Below are 15,123 nucleotides of genomic sequence, written 5' to 3' on the forward strand. Positions count from 1 at the left end.
AATAATACAAAAATGAACAATTTGTTAACATTGCAATAGCTAACCACTCATAGTCAATTACTTATAAAAGCAATTAACGACGCGTTTTTTTTCAAAATACAATTTGCAATTATATTTTTTTAGAACAATTTTATAACTTTGCACGTTCTGTACTAAATAGAAAGTACCGAAGGTTTATTAAATAAATGAGACAACTCAAAATAACGCAATCCATTACCAATCGCGAGTCACAATCGCTGGACAAATATCTTCACGAGATTGGTAAAGTTGATCTGATAACTGCCGAAGAAGAAGTAATATTAGCTCAAAAAATACGCGAGGGCGACCAGGCCGCTTTGGAACGGTTAACCAAAACCAATTTACGCTTTGTGGTGTCTGTTGCTAAACAATATCAAAATCAGGGTTTAACGCTGGGCGATCTCATTAACGAAGGTAACCTCGGTTTGATCAAAGCCGCCAAACGTTTTGACGAAACCAAAGGTTTTAAATTCATCTCCTACGCGGTATGGTGGATCCGTCAATCAATCCTGCAGGCAATTGCCGAGCAATCACGTATTGTGCGTTTACCATTAAACCAGGTAGGTTCATTAAGTAAGATTAGTAAAGCGTTCTCCAAACTGGAGCAGGAATACGAGCGTGAGCCTTCACCGGAAGAACTGGCCGATATACTGGAAACTACTGTAGATAAGATCTCTGATACGCTGAGTAATTCAGGCAGACATGTATCTATGGATGCGCCGTTTGTACAGGGCGAGGAAAACACCCTGCTTGATGTACTCGAAAACCAGGAACCCAACACCGACTCCATCCTGATCAACGAATCATTATCAGAAGAGATCAAACGGTCACTATCGACCTTAACCGAACGCGAACGTGAGATCATCGTATTGTTCTTCGGCCTGGGAACCAACCATCCGCTTTCATTGGAGGAAATAGGCGAGAAGTTTAATCTTACCCGTGAACGTGTACGCCAAATTAAGGATAAGGCACTACAACGTTTACGCCACACTTCCAGAAGCAAAATATTAAAATCATACCTGGGTTAATCTATAAACCCCGATCATATTGAAAAGCCATCAGTAATACTGGTGGCTTTTTTGTTTTGCCTCTTTATCAGGAGACACAAATATGCGTCTCTACAACACATTTCTTCCTGTAGAGACACATATTTGTGTCTCCATTTTACATCAAACAAACCAAGATCCTTCTGCGTTTTAAACCCATGCAACCCTCCCAGTATGAAAACCTTACAGCAGCCCAGGCCATCGCCTACCAGCATGAGCTACGCAGGCAGATAGACCTTACACCGCTGAATAAACCTATCCAAACCATAAGTGGGGCCGACATCTCGTTCAATAAATACTCGGATGTGGTATATGCCGGTATTGTACTGTTCAACTACCCCGAATTGAAAGTTATAGGCACAGCAACAGCTATCAGCAAAACTAAATTCCCTTATATCTCGGGCCTGCTGGCTTTTCGCGAAGTACCCGCTTTATTGGATGCATGGAACAAACTGCCCATAAAACCCGATATAATGGTTTTAGATGGCCAAGGCATTGCTCATGAGCGTCGAACTGGCATCGCCACACATTTTGGATTGATAACCAATACACCATCCATAGGCAGCGCTAAAAGTCGCCTTACCGGGCGTTATGACGAACCCGGCAACAATCCATTTGATCAAAGCCTCATGTATGATAAAGGCGAAGTCATCGGCATCGCGCTGCGCAGCAAAACCAATTGTAACCCCATTTATATTTCGCCCGGCCACCGGCTAAGCATGAAGCAGAGTGTGGAGATCATCAAAAACTGCATCCGCGGTTACCGCATCCCCGAACCAACCCGCCAGGCACACCTCCTGGTAAATAAAATACGCGTTGACGACGGCGACAACAATAATCGGCAGATTAATCTGTTTGATTAGCTGTTACCTATCTATTATCGCATTGAAACGTTTAAGCATTATTACTTTCCAGTTTTACCGCTTGCTCCTGCTGTATAATATAGCATTTACTATATTGGCGCTATTTCTTTTGCTTTTCAATGCGGCCTCTCTAAATGCCGGAATCTTTGTGTTTGCCAAGGTAATTGGGTTCACATGCGCCGTAGCCCTTCATTATTTTTTTTCGGCCAAGGAGAATTACTTTTATTTCCGCAATGCGGGCTATGGCATGAGGCGTATGTTCGTGAGCGCTTTCGCTATTGATCTTTCTATCTGTATATCATTGATCACCATAACTAAAATCATATTATATGCAGGCCTCTATCTTAAAGGTTGACAGCATACAGCTCGAATTTGATGGTCGAAAAATCCTGCAGGATATTTACCTCGACTGTAAGCAGGGGGAGATCGTGGGCTTGTTGGGCCGCAATGGTTGCGGAAAATCGTCATTGCTACGTATCATATTCGGTATTTTAACGCCTGGCTTTAAACATGTAAGTATTAACGGCCAGTACATAGCCAAAGGTTATCATCAAACCCGGATAGCCTATCTGCCTCAGCATAATTACCTGCCACACGGCATTCCGATAACAAAATTGGCCAAAAATTTTATCGACCCGATTTTCTGGGACGAATTCAGCAGCCTGGATATCTATAAAGGCCATTTTAATAAAACAGTAGGTCAGCTCTCAGGCGGCGAACTCCGCCAACTGGAAACCTTGATGATCATTTACAACAAGGCCGATTTTATCCTGCTCGACGAACCTTTCACACACATCTCACCCATACAGGCCGAACTGTTTAAACCCATCATCAAAAGATGCGCAAGGCACAAAGGTTTTATCATTACAGATCACCAGTACCGCAACATTATCGATATAAGCGATAGGATCATCCTCATCAGCGAGGGCAGCACCAAACATGTTAAAAGCAAGGATGATCTGATTACCTGGGGCTATGTGAGTCACTTAGATTGATGTTTCAGTCATAAAATAATCATCTGGGAATCGAATATAATTGCCGATATTCCGTTATGTTGATGTGATTTAATATTCACATAATAAAAAAGTAATTTAGCTTCACCAGAACATTTTTTTATGACCATCCCCATATACCAGGCCGACGCGTTTACCGATAAGTTATTTGGCGGTAATCCCGCGGCTATTTGTCCGCTTACCAAATGGCTGCCCGATGATGTGATGCAAAAAATAGCCATCGAAAATAACCTGGCCGAAACCGCTTTTTTTGTAAAAACGACTACCGGTTACAAACTACGTTGGTTTACCCCCGAATATGAGATTGATCTTTGCGGTCATGCTACCCTGGCATCGGCACATATACTGTTTACCGAACTGGGGTTCGCAGGTGACACCCTTCATTTTGAAACGGTAAAAGCAGGTACATTGATCGTAAAAAAAGATGGCGACAAATATACCATGGATTTCCCTTCGAGGCCACCAATCCCTATCGAACAACCCATGGGACTGGCCGAAGCCCTGGGCGATAAGCAACCTGTTGCCTTTTTACGCTCACGAGATTACTTCCTGGTTTATGAAAGCGAACAGGATATCAAAGACATTACCCCCGATTTTTTTGCACTCTCCAAAATGGATACCGTTGGGGTAATTGTAACCGCCCGCGGTGATAACTCCGATTTTGTATCGCGCTTTTTTGCCCCCGGCGCTGGCATTCCCGAAGATCCGGTAACCGGTTCGGCACATTGCAACCTGATACCTTACTGGGCAAAAGTGCTGGGCAAAAATACCCTGCACGCCTACCAGATCTCGGCCCGCCGCGGCGAGCTATGGTGCGAACTCAAAGGCGACCGCGTACAAATGAGCGGCAAAGCGATGACTTACTTAAAAGGAGAGATAAGCGTTGTTCATTAGTTCATTAAGAAAACTTCATATCGTTTAAATATTGTTTGTCATCCTGAGAAACGAAGGATCTATTTATAGTCATGCCTGTTGCACATTAGATTCTTCGTTCCTCAGAATGACAACGTTTTTAAATATCTTTTTCTTCTCCCCCGTCAGCAGAACGGCTTCGGACGAAAGCGGGCAGAACAATGGTGGCCTGTGCAGCTGTAAGGGCATTAGCAATTTTGCCTTAAGCGGGGATATGAGCGAACGAGGTAGCGGCAAAATTAAGCAGCCCGTGGTTCTGCCAGGTTTGCAGGGCAAAGGCCATGAGCGCACAGAAGCATTTCTGCTGACAGCCTTTTTGGTTACTTTTGTGGCGACAAAAGTAACTGGCCCTCCCGCGGCCAAGAGCGGATATGCGCCACGCTCCCACCCAAACTTCCAGACTTTCCGTCTTTCTGACTTTCGGTCTATATCCCTCAAAAAAAGTTTAATAAAATCATTTTTTTATGATTACTTTGAAGGTTCGATCTTTTATACGGACACAATAATATAAATGCAGCTTACCCGCTTAGAAATCAAGGGCTTTAAAAGTTTTGGAGATAAGATCACCATTAATTTTAATGAGGGTGTAACTGCTATTGTGGGGCCAAATGGCTGCGGAAAATCAAATGTGGTCGACTCGATACGCTGGGTTTTAGGCGAACAAAGCACCCGGATGCTCCGGTCCGAGAAGATGGACAACGTTATTTTTAACGGAACCAAGAGTCGCAAATCCGCCAATCTGGCCGAGGTTTCCCTCACTTTTGATAATACCAAGAACGTACTGCCTACTGATTATTCGCAGGTTACCTTAACCCGCAAGCTATACCGCACCGGCGAAAGCGAATACCGTCTGAATGATGTTCAGTGCCGCCTCAAAGATATTACAGATCTTTTCCTGGATACAGGCATCGGGTCCGACTCCTACTCCATCATCGAGCTGCGGATGATCGACGAGATCATTACCAATAAGGAAGGCTCGCGCCGTAACCTGTTTGAAGAAGCATCGGGCATATCCAAATACAAGCTTCGTAAAAAGCAAACTTTTAGTAAGCTTAAAGATACCGAGGCCGATCTGGAACGTGTGGAGGATCTGTTATTCGAGATCGAGAAGAACTTGAAAACGCTGGAGAACCAGGCTAAAAAAACCGAACGCTACTACCGCATCAAGGAGCAGTATAAAACGCTCAGCATTATGTTGGCTTCGTTCCGCATTGTATCGTTCAGCGAGTCGTTAAAGAAAATTGAAGACCAGGAGCAACAGCAAAAAGCCGAAAAAGGCGGTATTGTTGCCCAGATAGATACTTTGGAGGCCGCTCTGCAGCAACAAAAGCTGGATAGCATCACCAAAGAAAAAAACCTGTCGGTTCAGCAAAAGACCACCAATGAGTTTGTATCCAAGATCCGTGCTTATGAAAGCGAGAAAAAGATCAAGAACGAGCAGCTCAAATTTCAGCAGGATAAGGAAGCCCGTTTAAGTGAAGAACTGGAACGCGATAAAAACCAGCTAAACCACGTACTGTACAACATCAAGCGCCTGAGCGAGGAAAAAGCTATTGAAGATGAAAACCTACAAGCCATACAAAGCAAAGTAACCGACCTGAAAGAAGCGGTTGATGAACTGCGGCAGCAGCAAACCGAAGCCCGCAACGAACTTAACGAGCTTACCAATATCAATACCCGGTTACAAAACCAGGCTTACAAAGCCGAAAAGGATATTGATATTTTGCAGATTCAGCAACAGGCCCTGGAACAGGAAAGCCAGCGTAACATGGAGGACACCACCAATAAGGAGGTGGAACTTTCGCACTTTAACCAGGTGGTTGCCGAACTGCAAACCCGCAAGGAAACGCTGGATGATGAATATCAGGCATCTTTAGAGGCAGAAAATAAGCTTAAAGAACAAATCGCGGCAACTGATACCGAGCTTACCGAGATAAAGGATACCATTATTAAGGAGAGTCGTAAGCTCGACGCCAAGCAAAACGAATACAACCTCACCAAAAGTATGGTCGACAACCTGGAAGGTTTCCCGGAGTCGATCCGATTTTTGAAAAAAAATACCGACTGGGCCAAAAACGCGCCGCTGTTCAGCGATGTGTTGTTTTGCCGCGAGGAGTTCCGTGTAGCCATTGAAAACTATCTGGAACCCCTGATGAACCATTATGTGGTGGAGAGCTATGACGAGGCTATAAAGGCCATCAATTTACTCAGCACCGCGTCAAGAGGAAGGGCGCATTTCTTTATCCTGGAAAATTACAGCGAAACCAAGCCAACCGAACCCGCGTTTGAAAACGCCGGCGCAGTATCGGCGCTCAAAGTGATCGAGGTGGATAAGCGTTATACCAACCTGTGTAACCATTTATTAAAAAATGTGTACCTAGTTGACGACGATAAAGACCAGCAGATCAACAACGCGCAATTACCCGAGGGCGTGGTATTGATCGGTAAAAGCGGCAAGTTCAACAAATCAAAATATACCATGGCCGGTGGTTCGGTAGGTTTGTTTGAAGGTAAAAGGATAGGCAGGGCCAAAAACCTCGAGAACCTGGCCAAGGAGATCAAAGGGATCGAGAACCAGGTGAACGGCTTAAAAACCCGCGTGGATGACCTGCAAAGCAAACTGGCAGCTCTCAAAGCATCCACCAAAACCGCTGAGCTGAATGAGCAGCAAATGATCATCAACCGTTTAAATACGGAGCTCATTACGGTTAAAACCCGGCAGGAACAATACCAAACCTTCATTGAAAACAGTCTGAACCGTAAGGAAGATATCGCCCGCAAAATAGCCACTATTACAGAGGAGATGCAAAACCTGCACCCCCTGTTAGCCGAGCTGAAAACGCAAAAGCAAATTCAAAACGACCTGCTTGTTGAAAAACAGGCGGCGTTTAACGAGCTGAACGAGTATGTTTCGGTACAGTCAAACGCTTATAACCAGGAGAATATCCGTTTCCATCAACAGCAAAATAAGGTATCGGGCCTGGTAAAAGATCTGGATTACCGCGATACCCAGCAGGAAAGCCTTGAAAGCCGTATCAAGCAAAACAGTGCTGAATTTGAAAATGTAAAAATAGCCATACAGGAAAACCTGAAACAGGCCGATAACTCTGACGAGGGTCTGCTGGAAATGTATGAGCAAAAGGAGGCACTGGAAAAAGCCACTCAACAAGCCGAACAGGAATACTACCAATGGCGCGGCGTCATCACCGAAAACGAGAACGAAATAACCGCCCTGCGCCGCAAAAAAGATAACAGCGAGGTTATAGAGAACGAACTGCGCGAGGAACGCAACAACCTTAAACTGGAACTGAACGCCCTGAAAGAGCGCCTTTCTGTAGAGTTTAATATCGATATTGAAGAACTGCCTGAAACCGAAACCCCGGTTGACGAAAGCGAGCATGACCTGCGCGAAAAGGCTGAAAAACTGAAACGCCAGCTGGATGATTTCGGCGCCATTAACCCTATGGCGGTAGAGGCTTATAACGAAATGAATGAGCGCTATACCTTCATCCAGGCACAAAAGAAGGATCTGAGCGAAGCTAAGGCCTCTTTACTGGCCACTATACAGGAGATTGATGATACCGCCAAAGAGAAGTTCATGACGGCCTTTATCATGGTGCGCGAAAACTTTATTAAAGTATTCCGTTCGTTGTTTAATGAAGAGGATTCCTGCGATCTGGTGCTGACAGACCCTGATCATCCACTGGAATCAGACATCGATATTATTGCCAAGCCAAAGGGCAAACGCCCATTGTCTATCAACCAGCTATCAGGTGGTGAAAAAACATTGACCGCTACAGCCATCCTGTTCTCACTTTACCTGTTGAAGCCAGCCCCCTTCTGTATTTTTGATGAGGTTGACGCACCGCTGGATGATACTAATATTGACAAGTTCAATAACATTATCCGTACATTCTCCAAAGATTCGCAGTTCATCATCGTATCCCATAACAAAAGAACCATAGCCAGCACCGATGTAATTTACGGGGTGACTATGGTTGAACAAGGTATCTCGCGCGTTGTTCCCGTGGATCTGCGGGAACTTGCTGATTAAATTCAGTATTTATTTCTTTCCTTTTAACGTCAGGAACATGGAGCTTTTAAGGAGCGGCTGTGCCTTCACAGCAAGCACCCTTCGCTGGTAATCGCTCATGGTTATAGCATTGGTTGATAAGCCCTGAACCTTTAAGGTTGTACTTGCCGGATAAGCTCCGTTTTCGATATAACCTATGGCCTGGGCTAATAAAGTTTCATTGGTGTCGCCAAAATCATTCTGAATATTTTCTAATATCCGCTTACCCTGAAATGTTCCACCGCCTGATAAGCTGCCAACAGGTGGCATACCGGTATAATAACCGCCTTCGTTGTTTGAATTTTTTGTTTCAAACTCAGGTGTATAAAAATAATAGCCATTAACTTTAAGATCTGACAAAAAACCAACCGGTTTACCAAAAGTGGTGTCACCAACTAACTGAACATTCATTTTAGGTCGCAGGTTATTGATGGTAAGCTCACTGGCCGATGCCGTATTACCCGTTACCAGAAAGAAAACGCGATTGATATTTAAAGGTCCTTTTTTTGCAAACTTTTCTATTTGCGCGGCGTTAGTTGGCTTAAAATACCCGGTAGGGAAAGGACCCAGTTTTTTCTGTATGATAGGATATTTATCATTTTGCATGTTGGCTGTCCAATAAGTGGTATTCATTACGCTGCCGGTTGCGCTTGACGGCGCTATAAGATTGGTGAGGTAAATACTCATATCCACATCACCCCCGCCGTTATAACGCAGATCAACAATCAGGTCGGTCACATTTTTACTGGCAAAAGCATTAAAAACAGAATCAAGCCTGGCCTGTACATCTGGATTTTTGTCCAAAGTCACAAAACTGTTAAACACCATATAGCCCGCTGTTTTACCCCCTTTAAGGGCGTAAGTATTGGTATAAACAACCGGGTTAACTGTATAACTTTTGGCGTTTATGGTAACCGTTTTTTCGGTACCATTTGCCTTACGGATCTGAAGCGTTATTGTACTGCCGTTATTCACCGCGTTACTTACAAATTTGTAGCCTGCATCATTAGCCGGGTCTTTAAGATTGGTAATGTAAATACTATTACCAGTTTGACCATTGATCCCGATAATCTGATCGCTTCGTTGCAAACCAGCTGAAGCCGCTGGCGAGCCCGGATAAACCAGGCTTACCCTGATTACGTTGGCGTAAGTATAAAAGTAATTGAAACCAAAATCGCCTTTTACAGCATTTAACTCACCATTAATGGTACCATCATCAATAAATGAATATTTGGAGCTGCCAGGGTTAAACGGATCATACTCATAAGGCAGGTTATGATCTGCCGGGTTTGCTGATAATTGGGTATAATGATCAATCTCGTCACTATAATTAAGCAGATCCGTGCTCTGCCTGGTATACTTCCTCGGATTAAAATCATTATAGGAGGGCAATGAATTATTCCAGTAATAATCCTCCTGGGCTATCATGTAAATGGAGTCCTGGGTGAGCTGGAGTTTAGTAGCATCGGTATTATTAGGTCCGTTGTTCGGGCTACTTTTTTTACAAGCCGAAACAACAATTGCGCAGGAAAAAAGTATTGGGTAAAATAATTTTTTCATATAGGATCAGTTTATTTAAATGCTTAACGCCATATAACCAACTATGTTACGCTGGCTTATAAAAATTTGTCGATATTAATATAGTCTATTCCTACGGCTTCGGCACATATCCTGTCCACTTCAGAATTTTCTATCATGATAATATCCCTTCTTTGTAAACTATGGTCTTGCATAAGCAGGTGCAAAACATCAGGTTCGGGTTTTGGGGCCGTTTCTTCGGCAAAATAGCAGGCCAGGTATTTTTCCAACCCGTGCCACTCTGTTTGTTTAATTTTATTTACCTGCTGTTCAATGTTTCCATTGGTTACAATGAACAGCTTTTTACGATCAACAACAATTTCCTGCATCAGCGTCAGCATATTCTGATACAGCAACAACTTCAATGGCAGCTTGGCGGTGATCAGCAGGTTTTCAAATTTATCCCTATATTTTTCAGCAATGGGGAAAGCTTCGGCTACTTGATTAAAAACCGCGTCCTTGCCTATAGTTGTATACGCATCAACCATGATATCGGTTGTCTGTTTCGCGTCAACTAATTCGGTATATTCCAATAAATTGGCAAACAGGTAATAAACCTGGTATAAATAATCTTTTTCGGGATACAGTACGTTATCCAATTCAAAAATAAAAGCGCTCTTGCGCCCGTCGATGTCCCTATAGTTCATTGGTTCATTAGTTCATTGGTCAACCTCACCCCAACCCTCTACAAAGGAGAGGGCTTCAAAATATTTTTTTGATGTTTCCCCTTTTGGGGGAGATTTAGAGGGGGCTACTCCACCAGTATCTTTATATTGTATTCATTAAACAATGTTTCGGCTTTCATCAACAGATCAATTTCCAATTGCCGAAACAGGTAAAGCGTTTCCACCCCCATATCCAGGCATAAGGTAAGCATTTCATGCGTATAACTTGCCGATTTTGGATCGGGCAAACGGATGAGCTTACCGGGTTTCAGCATAAAATCGGGCAGATCCATGTGATCGCCCATAATTACATCATCACTATTCAGCAGGTTTTTCAGTTTATAGGCCGGTGCAGAATTGGCCGCGGTTATCAGTATACTCACAATCTTAGGCTAAAGGTTGTTCGGCAATTAAACCATCTTTCATTAATATGGTACGATCAGACAAATTGGCCAGATCCTCATTATGCGTAACGATCACAAAGGTTTGATTGAAATCTTTACGCAGCTTGATAAACAATTCGTGCAGTTCCAGCGCGTTCACCGAATCGAGGTTGCCCGATGGTTCATCGGCAAATATCAAAGCCGGGCTATTGATGAGCGCACGTGCCACGGCTACCCTTTGCTGCTCGCCGCCTGATAGTTCATTAGGTTTATGGTTCACCCTATCGGCCAAGCCCAGGCGTTCCAGTAGTTCTGTGGCTCTTTTTTCGGCCTCAGCGCGGGCTGTACCTGCTATAAACGCGGGGATACACACATTTTCAACAGCTGTAAACTCGGCCAGTAAATGATGAAACTGAAAAATAAAGCCAATTTTACGGTTACGAAAATCGCTCAGCTGCCGGTTGCTTAACTTGCTCAACTCGATATTATTGATAAACAACTGACCAGAATCGGGCCTGTCCAGCGTACCCAATATATTAAGTAAGGAGCTTTTACCCGCGCCGGATGCGCCAACAATGGTTACAATTTCCCCCTGCTGTACATCCAGGTCAACCCCTTTTAATATTTGCAGCTGCCCGTATGATTTATGGATAGATGTAGCTTTAAGCATTTACAAATGTAAAATTAGTATCAAGTAGTTAGTATCAAGTATCAAGATTTTTTACAATGGAGTCTAAATCCTATAATCTGCATACAGAAAACGGTCGTGATACTTGATACTAACTACTTGATACTTCCCCCTATTGTAAACACAATGTTAATAAAAGCAACAAGGGTAAATAAACTCCATTTTGGGCATGAACCTTTGAAACAAAATTGTAGATTTACCGCAAATTCTTCAAAAAACATGAATATTCACGAATATCAGGGTAAAGCTATATTAAAGAGCTTTGGCGTTAGAGTTCAGGAAGGCATTGTTGCCGACAATCCTGAAGAGGCTGTTGCGGCTGCGCAAAAAATGAAGGAAGACTTTGGGTCTGACTGGGTAGTTATAAAAGCACAAATACATGCCGGTGGCCGTGGAAAAGGTGGTGGCGTAAAGCTGGCCAAAAATCACGATCAGGTTAAAGAGATTGCCGGTAACATTATAGGTATGCAACTGGTTACTCCGCAAACCGGACCAGAAGGTAAAAAAGTAAAAAAGGTTTTAGTAGCACAGGATGTTTACTACCCGGGCGAAAGTGAAACAAAAGAGTTTTACATGAGCGTACTGCTTGATCGCGCCCGTGGCCGTAACATCATCATGTACAGCACCGAAGGTGGTATGGACATTGAGGAAGTTGCACACTCAACCCCCGAATTAATATTTAAAGAAGAAATTGACCCTAAAGTTGGTTTGCAACCATTCCAGGCACGTAAAATTGCCTTTAACCTGGGTGTTAGCGGCGATGCTTTTAAAGATATGGTAAAATTCATTACCGCTTTATACAAAGCTTATGATGCTACCGATTCTTCGCAATTTGAAATTAACCCGGTATTAAAAACATCCGACAATAAAATTTTAGCGGTTGACGCTAAAGTAAACCTGGATGATAACGCGTTATACCGTCACCCGGATTACGCCGCTATGCGTGATACCGATGAAGAAGATCCAACCGAGGTTGAAGCCGGTAAATCAAACCTTAACTATGTAAAACTTGATGGTAACGTGGGTTGTATGGTTAACGGTGCCGGTTTAGCCATGGCTACCATGGATATCATTAAACTGGCCGGTGGCGAGCCCGCTAACTTTTTGGACGTAGGTGGTACCGCAAACGCGCAAACTGTTAAAGCTGGTTTTAACATCATCCTGAGCGATCCAAACGTAAAAGCTATCCTGATCAATATTTTTGGCGGTATAGTACGTTGCGACCGTGTGGCGCAAGGTGTTATTGACGCTTATAAAGAAATTGGCAACATCCCTGTACCTATCATCGTTCGTTTGCAAGGCACCAACGCTGCCGAAGCCAAAGAACTGATCGATAACTCAGGCTTGAAAGTATTCTCGGCTATCCTGTTAAAAGAAGCTGCCGAAAGAGTAAAAGAAGTATTGGCTTTGTAATTAAAGCTGGTATTTAATATAAAAAAGCGATGGGTTTTACCTGTCGCTTTTTTTATGCCCGTTTGACTACAATAAACTTTGACAAAAAATGACATAAACAAGAAAACCTGCTTCTGGTAAAAGCAGGTTTTCTTTATAGTATTAATTTAGTTTTGTTCTGTTCTATATGTCGAATGAAAAATCATCGTCGGCACCGGCAGCTTTGGCCACTTCAGAGCCTTCGCTGTATTCGTAACGTTTTTCAACTACTTCCTGGTTTGCTTTGATATACTCAACGGTTTCTTTTAAACCTTCAGCAAATTTTTCGAAGTCTTCTTTGTACAAAAATATTTTGTGTTTAATAAACACACCGTCTTCCAAACGCTTTTTGCTTTCAGTTATTGTAACATAATAATCGTTTGAACGGGTTGCTTTCACATCAAAAAAATAAGTCCTCTTCCCGGCTCTCACCTTCTTTGAAAAAACCTCTTCACGCTCTCTATTGTCAAAATCTCCCATAATGAATATACCTGTAATTAGTTTTGGTTGGCATAAATATAAATCAAAATTTGAAAGCGCAAGTATTTTATTCAATTTTATTGAACTTTTTGAAACATTTCTGTCATTTTATTGTGTTTGCGCAAAAAAATCAGGCGTCTTGTTCTTCTTCAAGCAATTGTTTTTCGTATAACTCAAAGTAGGTACCTTTCAATTGCATCAGGTGATCGTGGTTACCGTGTTCAACAATCTGGCCATTATCCATTACCAGAATTTTGTCGGCATTTTTTATGGTTGATATGCGGTGGGCTATAATGATGCTGGTTTTGTTTTGCATTACCCGCCCCAGGTTGTTTAATATCGCCTCTTCGGTACGGGTATCAACTGCCGAAAGGCAATCATCAAAGATCAATATCTGCGGATGCTTAAAAATTGCCCGGGCTATGGACACCCGCTGCTTTTGGCCACCTGATAAAGTTACGCCCCGCTCCCCTATCAGGGTTTCAAAGCCCTGCTCCAGCTCAATGATATTATCATATACGGCAGCATCCTTGGCAGCCTGTTCTACAACCGGCATATTGAGCACATCGGCGCTAAAAGCGATGTTATTGGCAATAGTGTCCGAAAACAGGAAAACTTCCTGCGGTACAAAACCCACCTGCGAGCGATAACTCTCCAGGTTCAGTTGCTTTACCGAAGTACCATCGACGGTTATCTCACCGCCAGTAGTATCATACATGCGCATGACCAGATTGGCAATGGTTGATTTCCCTGACCCTGTACGACCGATAATGGCTACCATTTGCCCCGGTTCTACCGTGAACGACACATCCTTTAAAGCTTCGATGCCCGTATCGGGGTAAGTAAATGACACATGGTTAAACTCGATAGCTCCCTGAACCGTACGCTCGGGCTGATCAGGCGATATAATATCCGGTTTTTCGTGCAGAAATTCATTGATACGTTTTTGCGAAGCAGCAGCCCGCTGTATAAGCGATGTTACCCAGCCCAATGATATCACCGGCATGGAAAGCATGTTGAGATAAACAATAAACTCGGCTATGTTACCCGATGTAATGTTGCCCTTCATCACCTCCACCCCGCCCACGTAAATAGTGATCACCGTACTTAAACCTACCAGCAACAGCATGGTTGGATAAAATACAGCCTGCACTTTAACCAGGTGCATGGAGTGTGTTTTATAGTTTTCGCTCTCGGCGGCAAAACTCTTACGTACAAAGCTCTCTCTTACGTATGATTTGATAACCCGAATGCCCGAGAAATTCTCCTGCACAAAGCTCGACAGGGCCGACAGTCGCTCCTGGATCTGCTCGCTGCGCTGATTGATCACATTGTTTACATAATAGATAACCCCGGCCAATATGGGCAACGGCAATACCGAAAGCACAGCCAGCCTTACATTCACGGTAAGCATGGCATATATCACCAATATAAACAGCACCACCGTATTCACGGTATACATAATGCCTGGCCCCAGGTACATGCGCACCCGACTTACATCTTCGGTAACACGGTTCATGAGGTCGCCGGTATTGTGGCGGCGGTAAAACGCGAGCGAAAGTTTTTGATAGTGATGATAGATCTCGTTTTTCATATCATACTCGATATGCCTCGACATCAGGATGATGGTTTGCCGCATAAAAAACAGGAACAAACCACGCAAAAGCGCCAGCACCAATACCAATACACCAAAAAGCATCAGGCTGCTGCCAAAAATATCATAGATCATGTTTTGCCTGTTAAAACCGGCAAAAAGCTGGTAGGCGCCAATATTTTCGGTCACCAGGTCAAACGCTACCCTGATCACTTGTGCCGGCAGCACCGCGAAAATGTTAGAGATGATCACAAACAGCACACCGGGTATCAGCCGCCAGCGATATTTGTAAAAGAATTTATTAAGGTAAGCAAGGTCTTTCATATTTATGTTTTCCGGAAAACCGGGAAGCCGGAAAATCCGGAGGATATCGTTGCCTG

At 43.5% G+C, this 15,123-nt stretch carries 14 protein-coding genes; 8 read left to right on the forward strand and 6 right to left on the reverse strand.

The genetic code is table 11. The features are described 5' to 3' along the window. Positions 1-185: 185 nt before the first annotated feature. From FHW89_RS09310 to smc, 7 genes are all read left to right on the forward strand, one after another. On the forward strand, positions 186-1,046 hold the full coding sequence (locus FHW89_RS09310; RefSeq protein WP_090466905.1) for an RNA polymerase sigma factor RpoD/SigA: 861 nt from the start codon (positions 186-188) through the stop codon (positions 1,044-1,046). 176 nt (positions 1,047-1,222) lie between these two features. Beyond that, the gene (gene nfi, locus FHW89_RS09315) at positions 1,223-1,927 is read left to right on the forward strand and encodes a deoxyribonuclease V (protein ID WP_172334754.1); all 705 of its coding nucleotides are present in this window, start codon (positions 1,223-1,225) and stop codon (positions 1,925-1,927) included. Positions 1,928-1,949: 22 nt separating this feature from the next. Beyond that, positions 1,950-2,282 carry a hypothetical protein gene (locus FHW89_RS09320; RefSeq protein ID WP_172334755.1) on the forward strand — a complete coding sequence of 111 codons (333 nt, stop codon included), beginning with the start codon at positions 1,950-1,952 and terminating at the stop codon, positions 2,280-2,282. Next, positions 2,257-2,922 (forward strand): ATP-binding cassette domain-containing protein, encoded by a 666-nt coding sequence (locus FHW89_RS09325; RefSeq protein ID WP_172334756.1) that lies wholly within the window; start codon positions 2,257-2,259, stop codon positions 2,920-2,922. Before FHW89_RS09320 ends, FHW89_RS09325 begins: the two co-directional genes overlap by 26 nt. Positions 2,923-3,042: 120 nt before the next feature. Next, positions 3,043-3,834, forward strand: coding sequence for a PhzF family phenazine biosynthesis protein (locus tag FHW89_RS09330; RefSeq protein ID WP_172334757.1), 792 nt, complete (start codon positions 3,043-3,045; stop codon positions 3,832-3,834). Between the two features lie 106 nt (positions 3,835-3,940). Beyond that, positions 3,941-4,363 carry a hypothetical protein gene (locus FHW89_RS09335; RefSeq protein ID WP_172334758.1) on the forward strand — a complete coding sequence of 141 codons (423 nt, stop codon included), beginning with the start codon at positions 3,941-3,943 and terminating at the stop codon, positions 4,361-4,363. Continuing rightward, positions 4,364-7,906, forward strand: a complete 3,543-nt coding sequence (gene smc, locus FHW89_RS09340; RefSeq protein WP_172334759.1) for a chromosome segregation protein SMC — start codon at positions 4,364-4,366, stop codon at positions 7,904-7,906. 9 nt (positions 7,907-7,915) lie between these two features. On the opposite strand, the gene FHW89_RS09345 is transcribed toward smc, so the two are convergent. The 4 genes from FHW89_RS09345 to FHW89_RS09360 all read right to left on the reverse strand — a co-directional run bounded on the left by FHW89_RS09345 (position 7,916) and on the right by FHW89_RS09360 (position 11,220). Beyond that, positions 7,916-9,484 (reverse strand): S41 family peptidase, encoded by a 1,569-nt coding sequence (locus FHW89_RS09345; RefSeq protein WP_172334760.1) that lies wholly within the window; start codon positions 9,482-9,484, stop codon positions 7,916-7,918. Between the two features lie 56 nt (positions 9,485-9,540). After that, the gene (locus FHW89_RS09350; RefSeq protein WP_172334761.1) at positions 9,541-10,149 is read right to left on the reverse strand and encodes an HAD family hydrolase; all 609 of its coding nucleotides are present in this window, start codon (positions 10,147-10,149) and stop codon (positions 9,541-9,543) included. Between the two features lie 104 nt (positions 10,150-10,253). After that, positions 10,254-10,550 (reverse strand): hypothetical protein, encoded by a 297-nt coding sequence (locus FHW89_RS09355; RefSeq protein ID WP_172334762.1) that lies wholly within the window; start codon positions 10,548-10,550, stop codon positions 10,254-10,256. Between the two features lie 4 nt (positions 10,551-10,554). Beyond that, positions 10,555-11,220 carry an ABC transporter ATP-binding protein gene (locus FHW89_RS09360; protein WP_172334763.1) on the reverse strand — a complete coding sequence of 222 codons (666 nt, stop codon included), beginning with the start codon at positions 11,218-11,220 and terminating at the stop codon, positions 10,555-10,557. A 144-nt stretch (positions 11,221-11,364) separates the two neighbouring features. Here FHW89_RS09360 and sucC point away from each other — a divergent pair, with 144 nt between their 5' ends. Next, the gene (gene sucC / locus FHW89_RS09365) at positions 11,365-12,651 is read left to right on the forward strand and encodes an ADP-forming succinate--CoA ligase subunit beta (RefSeq protein ID WP_256367775.1); all 1,287 of its coding nucleotides are present in this window, start codon (positions 11,365-11,367) and stop codon (positions 12,649-12,651) included. A gap of 162 nt (positions 12,652-12,813) precedes the next feature. Here the strand turns inward: sucC and FHW89_RS09370 are convergent, their stop codons facing one another. Both FHW89_RS09370 and FHW89_RS09375 read right to left on the reverse strand, forming a co-directional pair. Further along, complete coding sequence (locus tag FHW89_RS09370; RefSeq protein WP_076377769.1) at positions 12,814-13,149, reverse strand: DUF3276 family protein; 336 nt, start codon at positions 13,147-13,149, stop codon at positions 12,814-12,816. Between the two features lie 130 nt (positions 13,150-13,279). Continuing rightward, entirely contained in the window at positions 13,280-15,067 is a 1,788-nt protein-coding gene (locus FHW89_RS09375; RefSeq protein WP_172334765.1) for an ABC transporter ATP-binding protein, read from the reverse strand. Between the last annotated feature and the right edge of the window lie 56 nt (positions 15,068-15,123).

The organism is Mucilaginibacter sp. SG564 (assembly GCF_013149275.1).
GTDB lineage: Bacteria > Bacteroidota > Bacteroidia > Sphingobacteriales > Sphingobacteriaceae > Mucilaginibacter.

Coding starts and splice junctions, on each gene's coding strand:
- FHW89_RS09310 (WP_090466905.1), top strand. CDS start 186: ATGAGACAACTCAAAATAACGCAATCCATTACCAATCGCGAGTCACAA.
- nfi (WP_172334754.1), top strand. CDS start 1,223: ATGCAACCCTCCCAGTATGAAAACCTTACAGCAGCCCAGGCCATCGCC.
- FHW89_RS09325 (WP_172334756.1), top strand. CDS start 2,257: ATGCAGGCCTCTATCTTAAAGGTTGACAGCATACAGCTCGAATTTGAT.
- FHW89_RS09330 (WP_172334757.1), top strand. CDS start 3,043: ATGACCATCCCCATATACCAGGCCGACGCGTTTACCGATAAGTTATTT.
- FHW89_RS09335 (WP_172334758.1), top strand. CDS start 3,941: ATGACAACGTTTTTAAATATCTTTTTCTTCTCCCCCGTCAGCAGAACG.
- smc (WP_172334759.1), top strand. CDS start 4,364: ATGCAGCTTACCCGCTTAGAAATCAAGGGCTTTAAAAGTTTTGGAGAT.
- FHW89_RS09345 (WP_172334760.1), bottom strand. CDS start 9,484: ATGAAAAAATTATTTTACCCAATACTTTTTTCCTGCGCAATTGTTGTT.
- FHW89_RS09350 (WP_172334761.1), bottom strand. CDS start 10,149: ATGAACTATAGGGACATCGACGGGCGCAAGAGCGCTTTTATTTTTGAA.
- FHW89_RS09360 (WP_172334763.1), bottom strand. CDS start 11,220: ATGCTTAAAGCTACATCTATCCATAAATCATACGGGCAGCTGCAAATA.
- sucC (WP_256367775.1), top strand. CDS start 11,365: ATGTTAATAAAAGCAACAAGGGTAAATAAACTCCATTTTGGGCATGAA.
- FHW89_RS09370 (WP_076377769.1), bottom strand. CDS start 13,149: ATGGGAGATTTTGACAATAGAGAGCGTGAAGAGGTTTTTTCAAAGAAG.
- FHW89_RS09375 (WP_172334765.1), bottom strand. CDS start 15,067: ATGAAAGACCTTGCTTACCTTAATAAATTCTTTTACAAATATCGCTGG.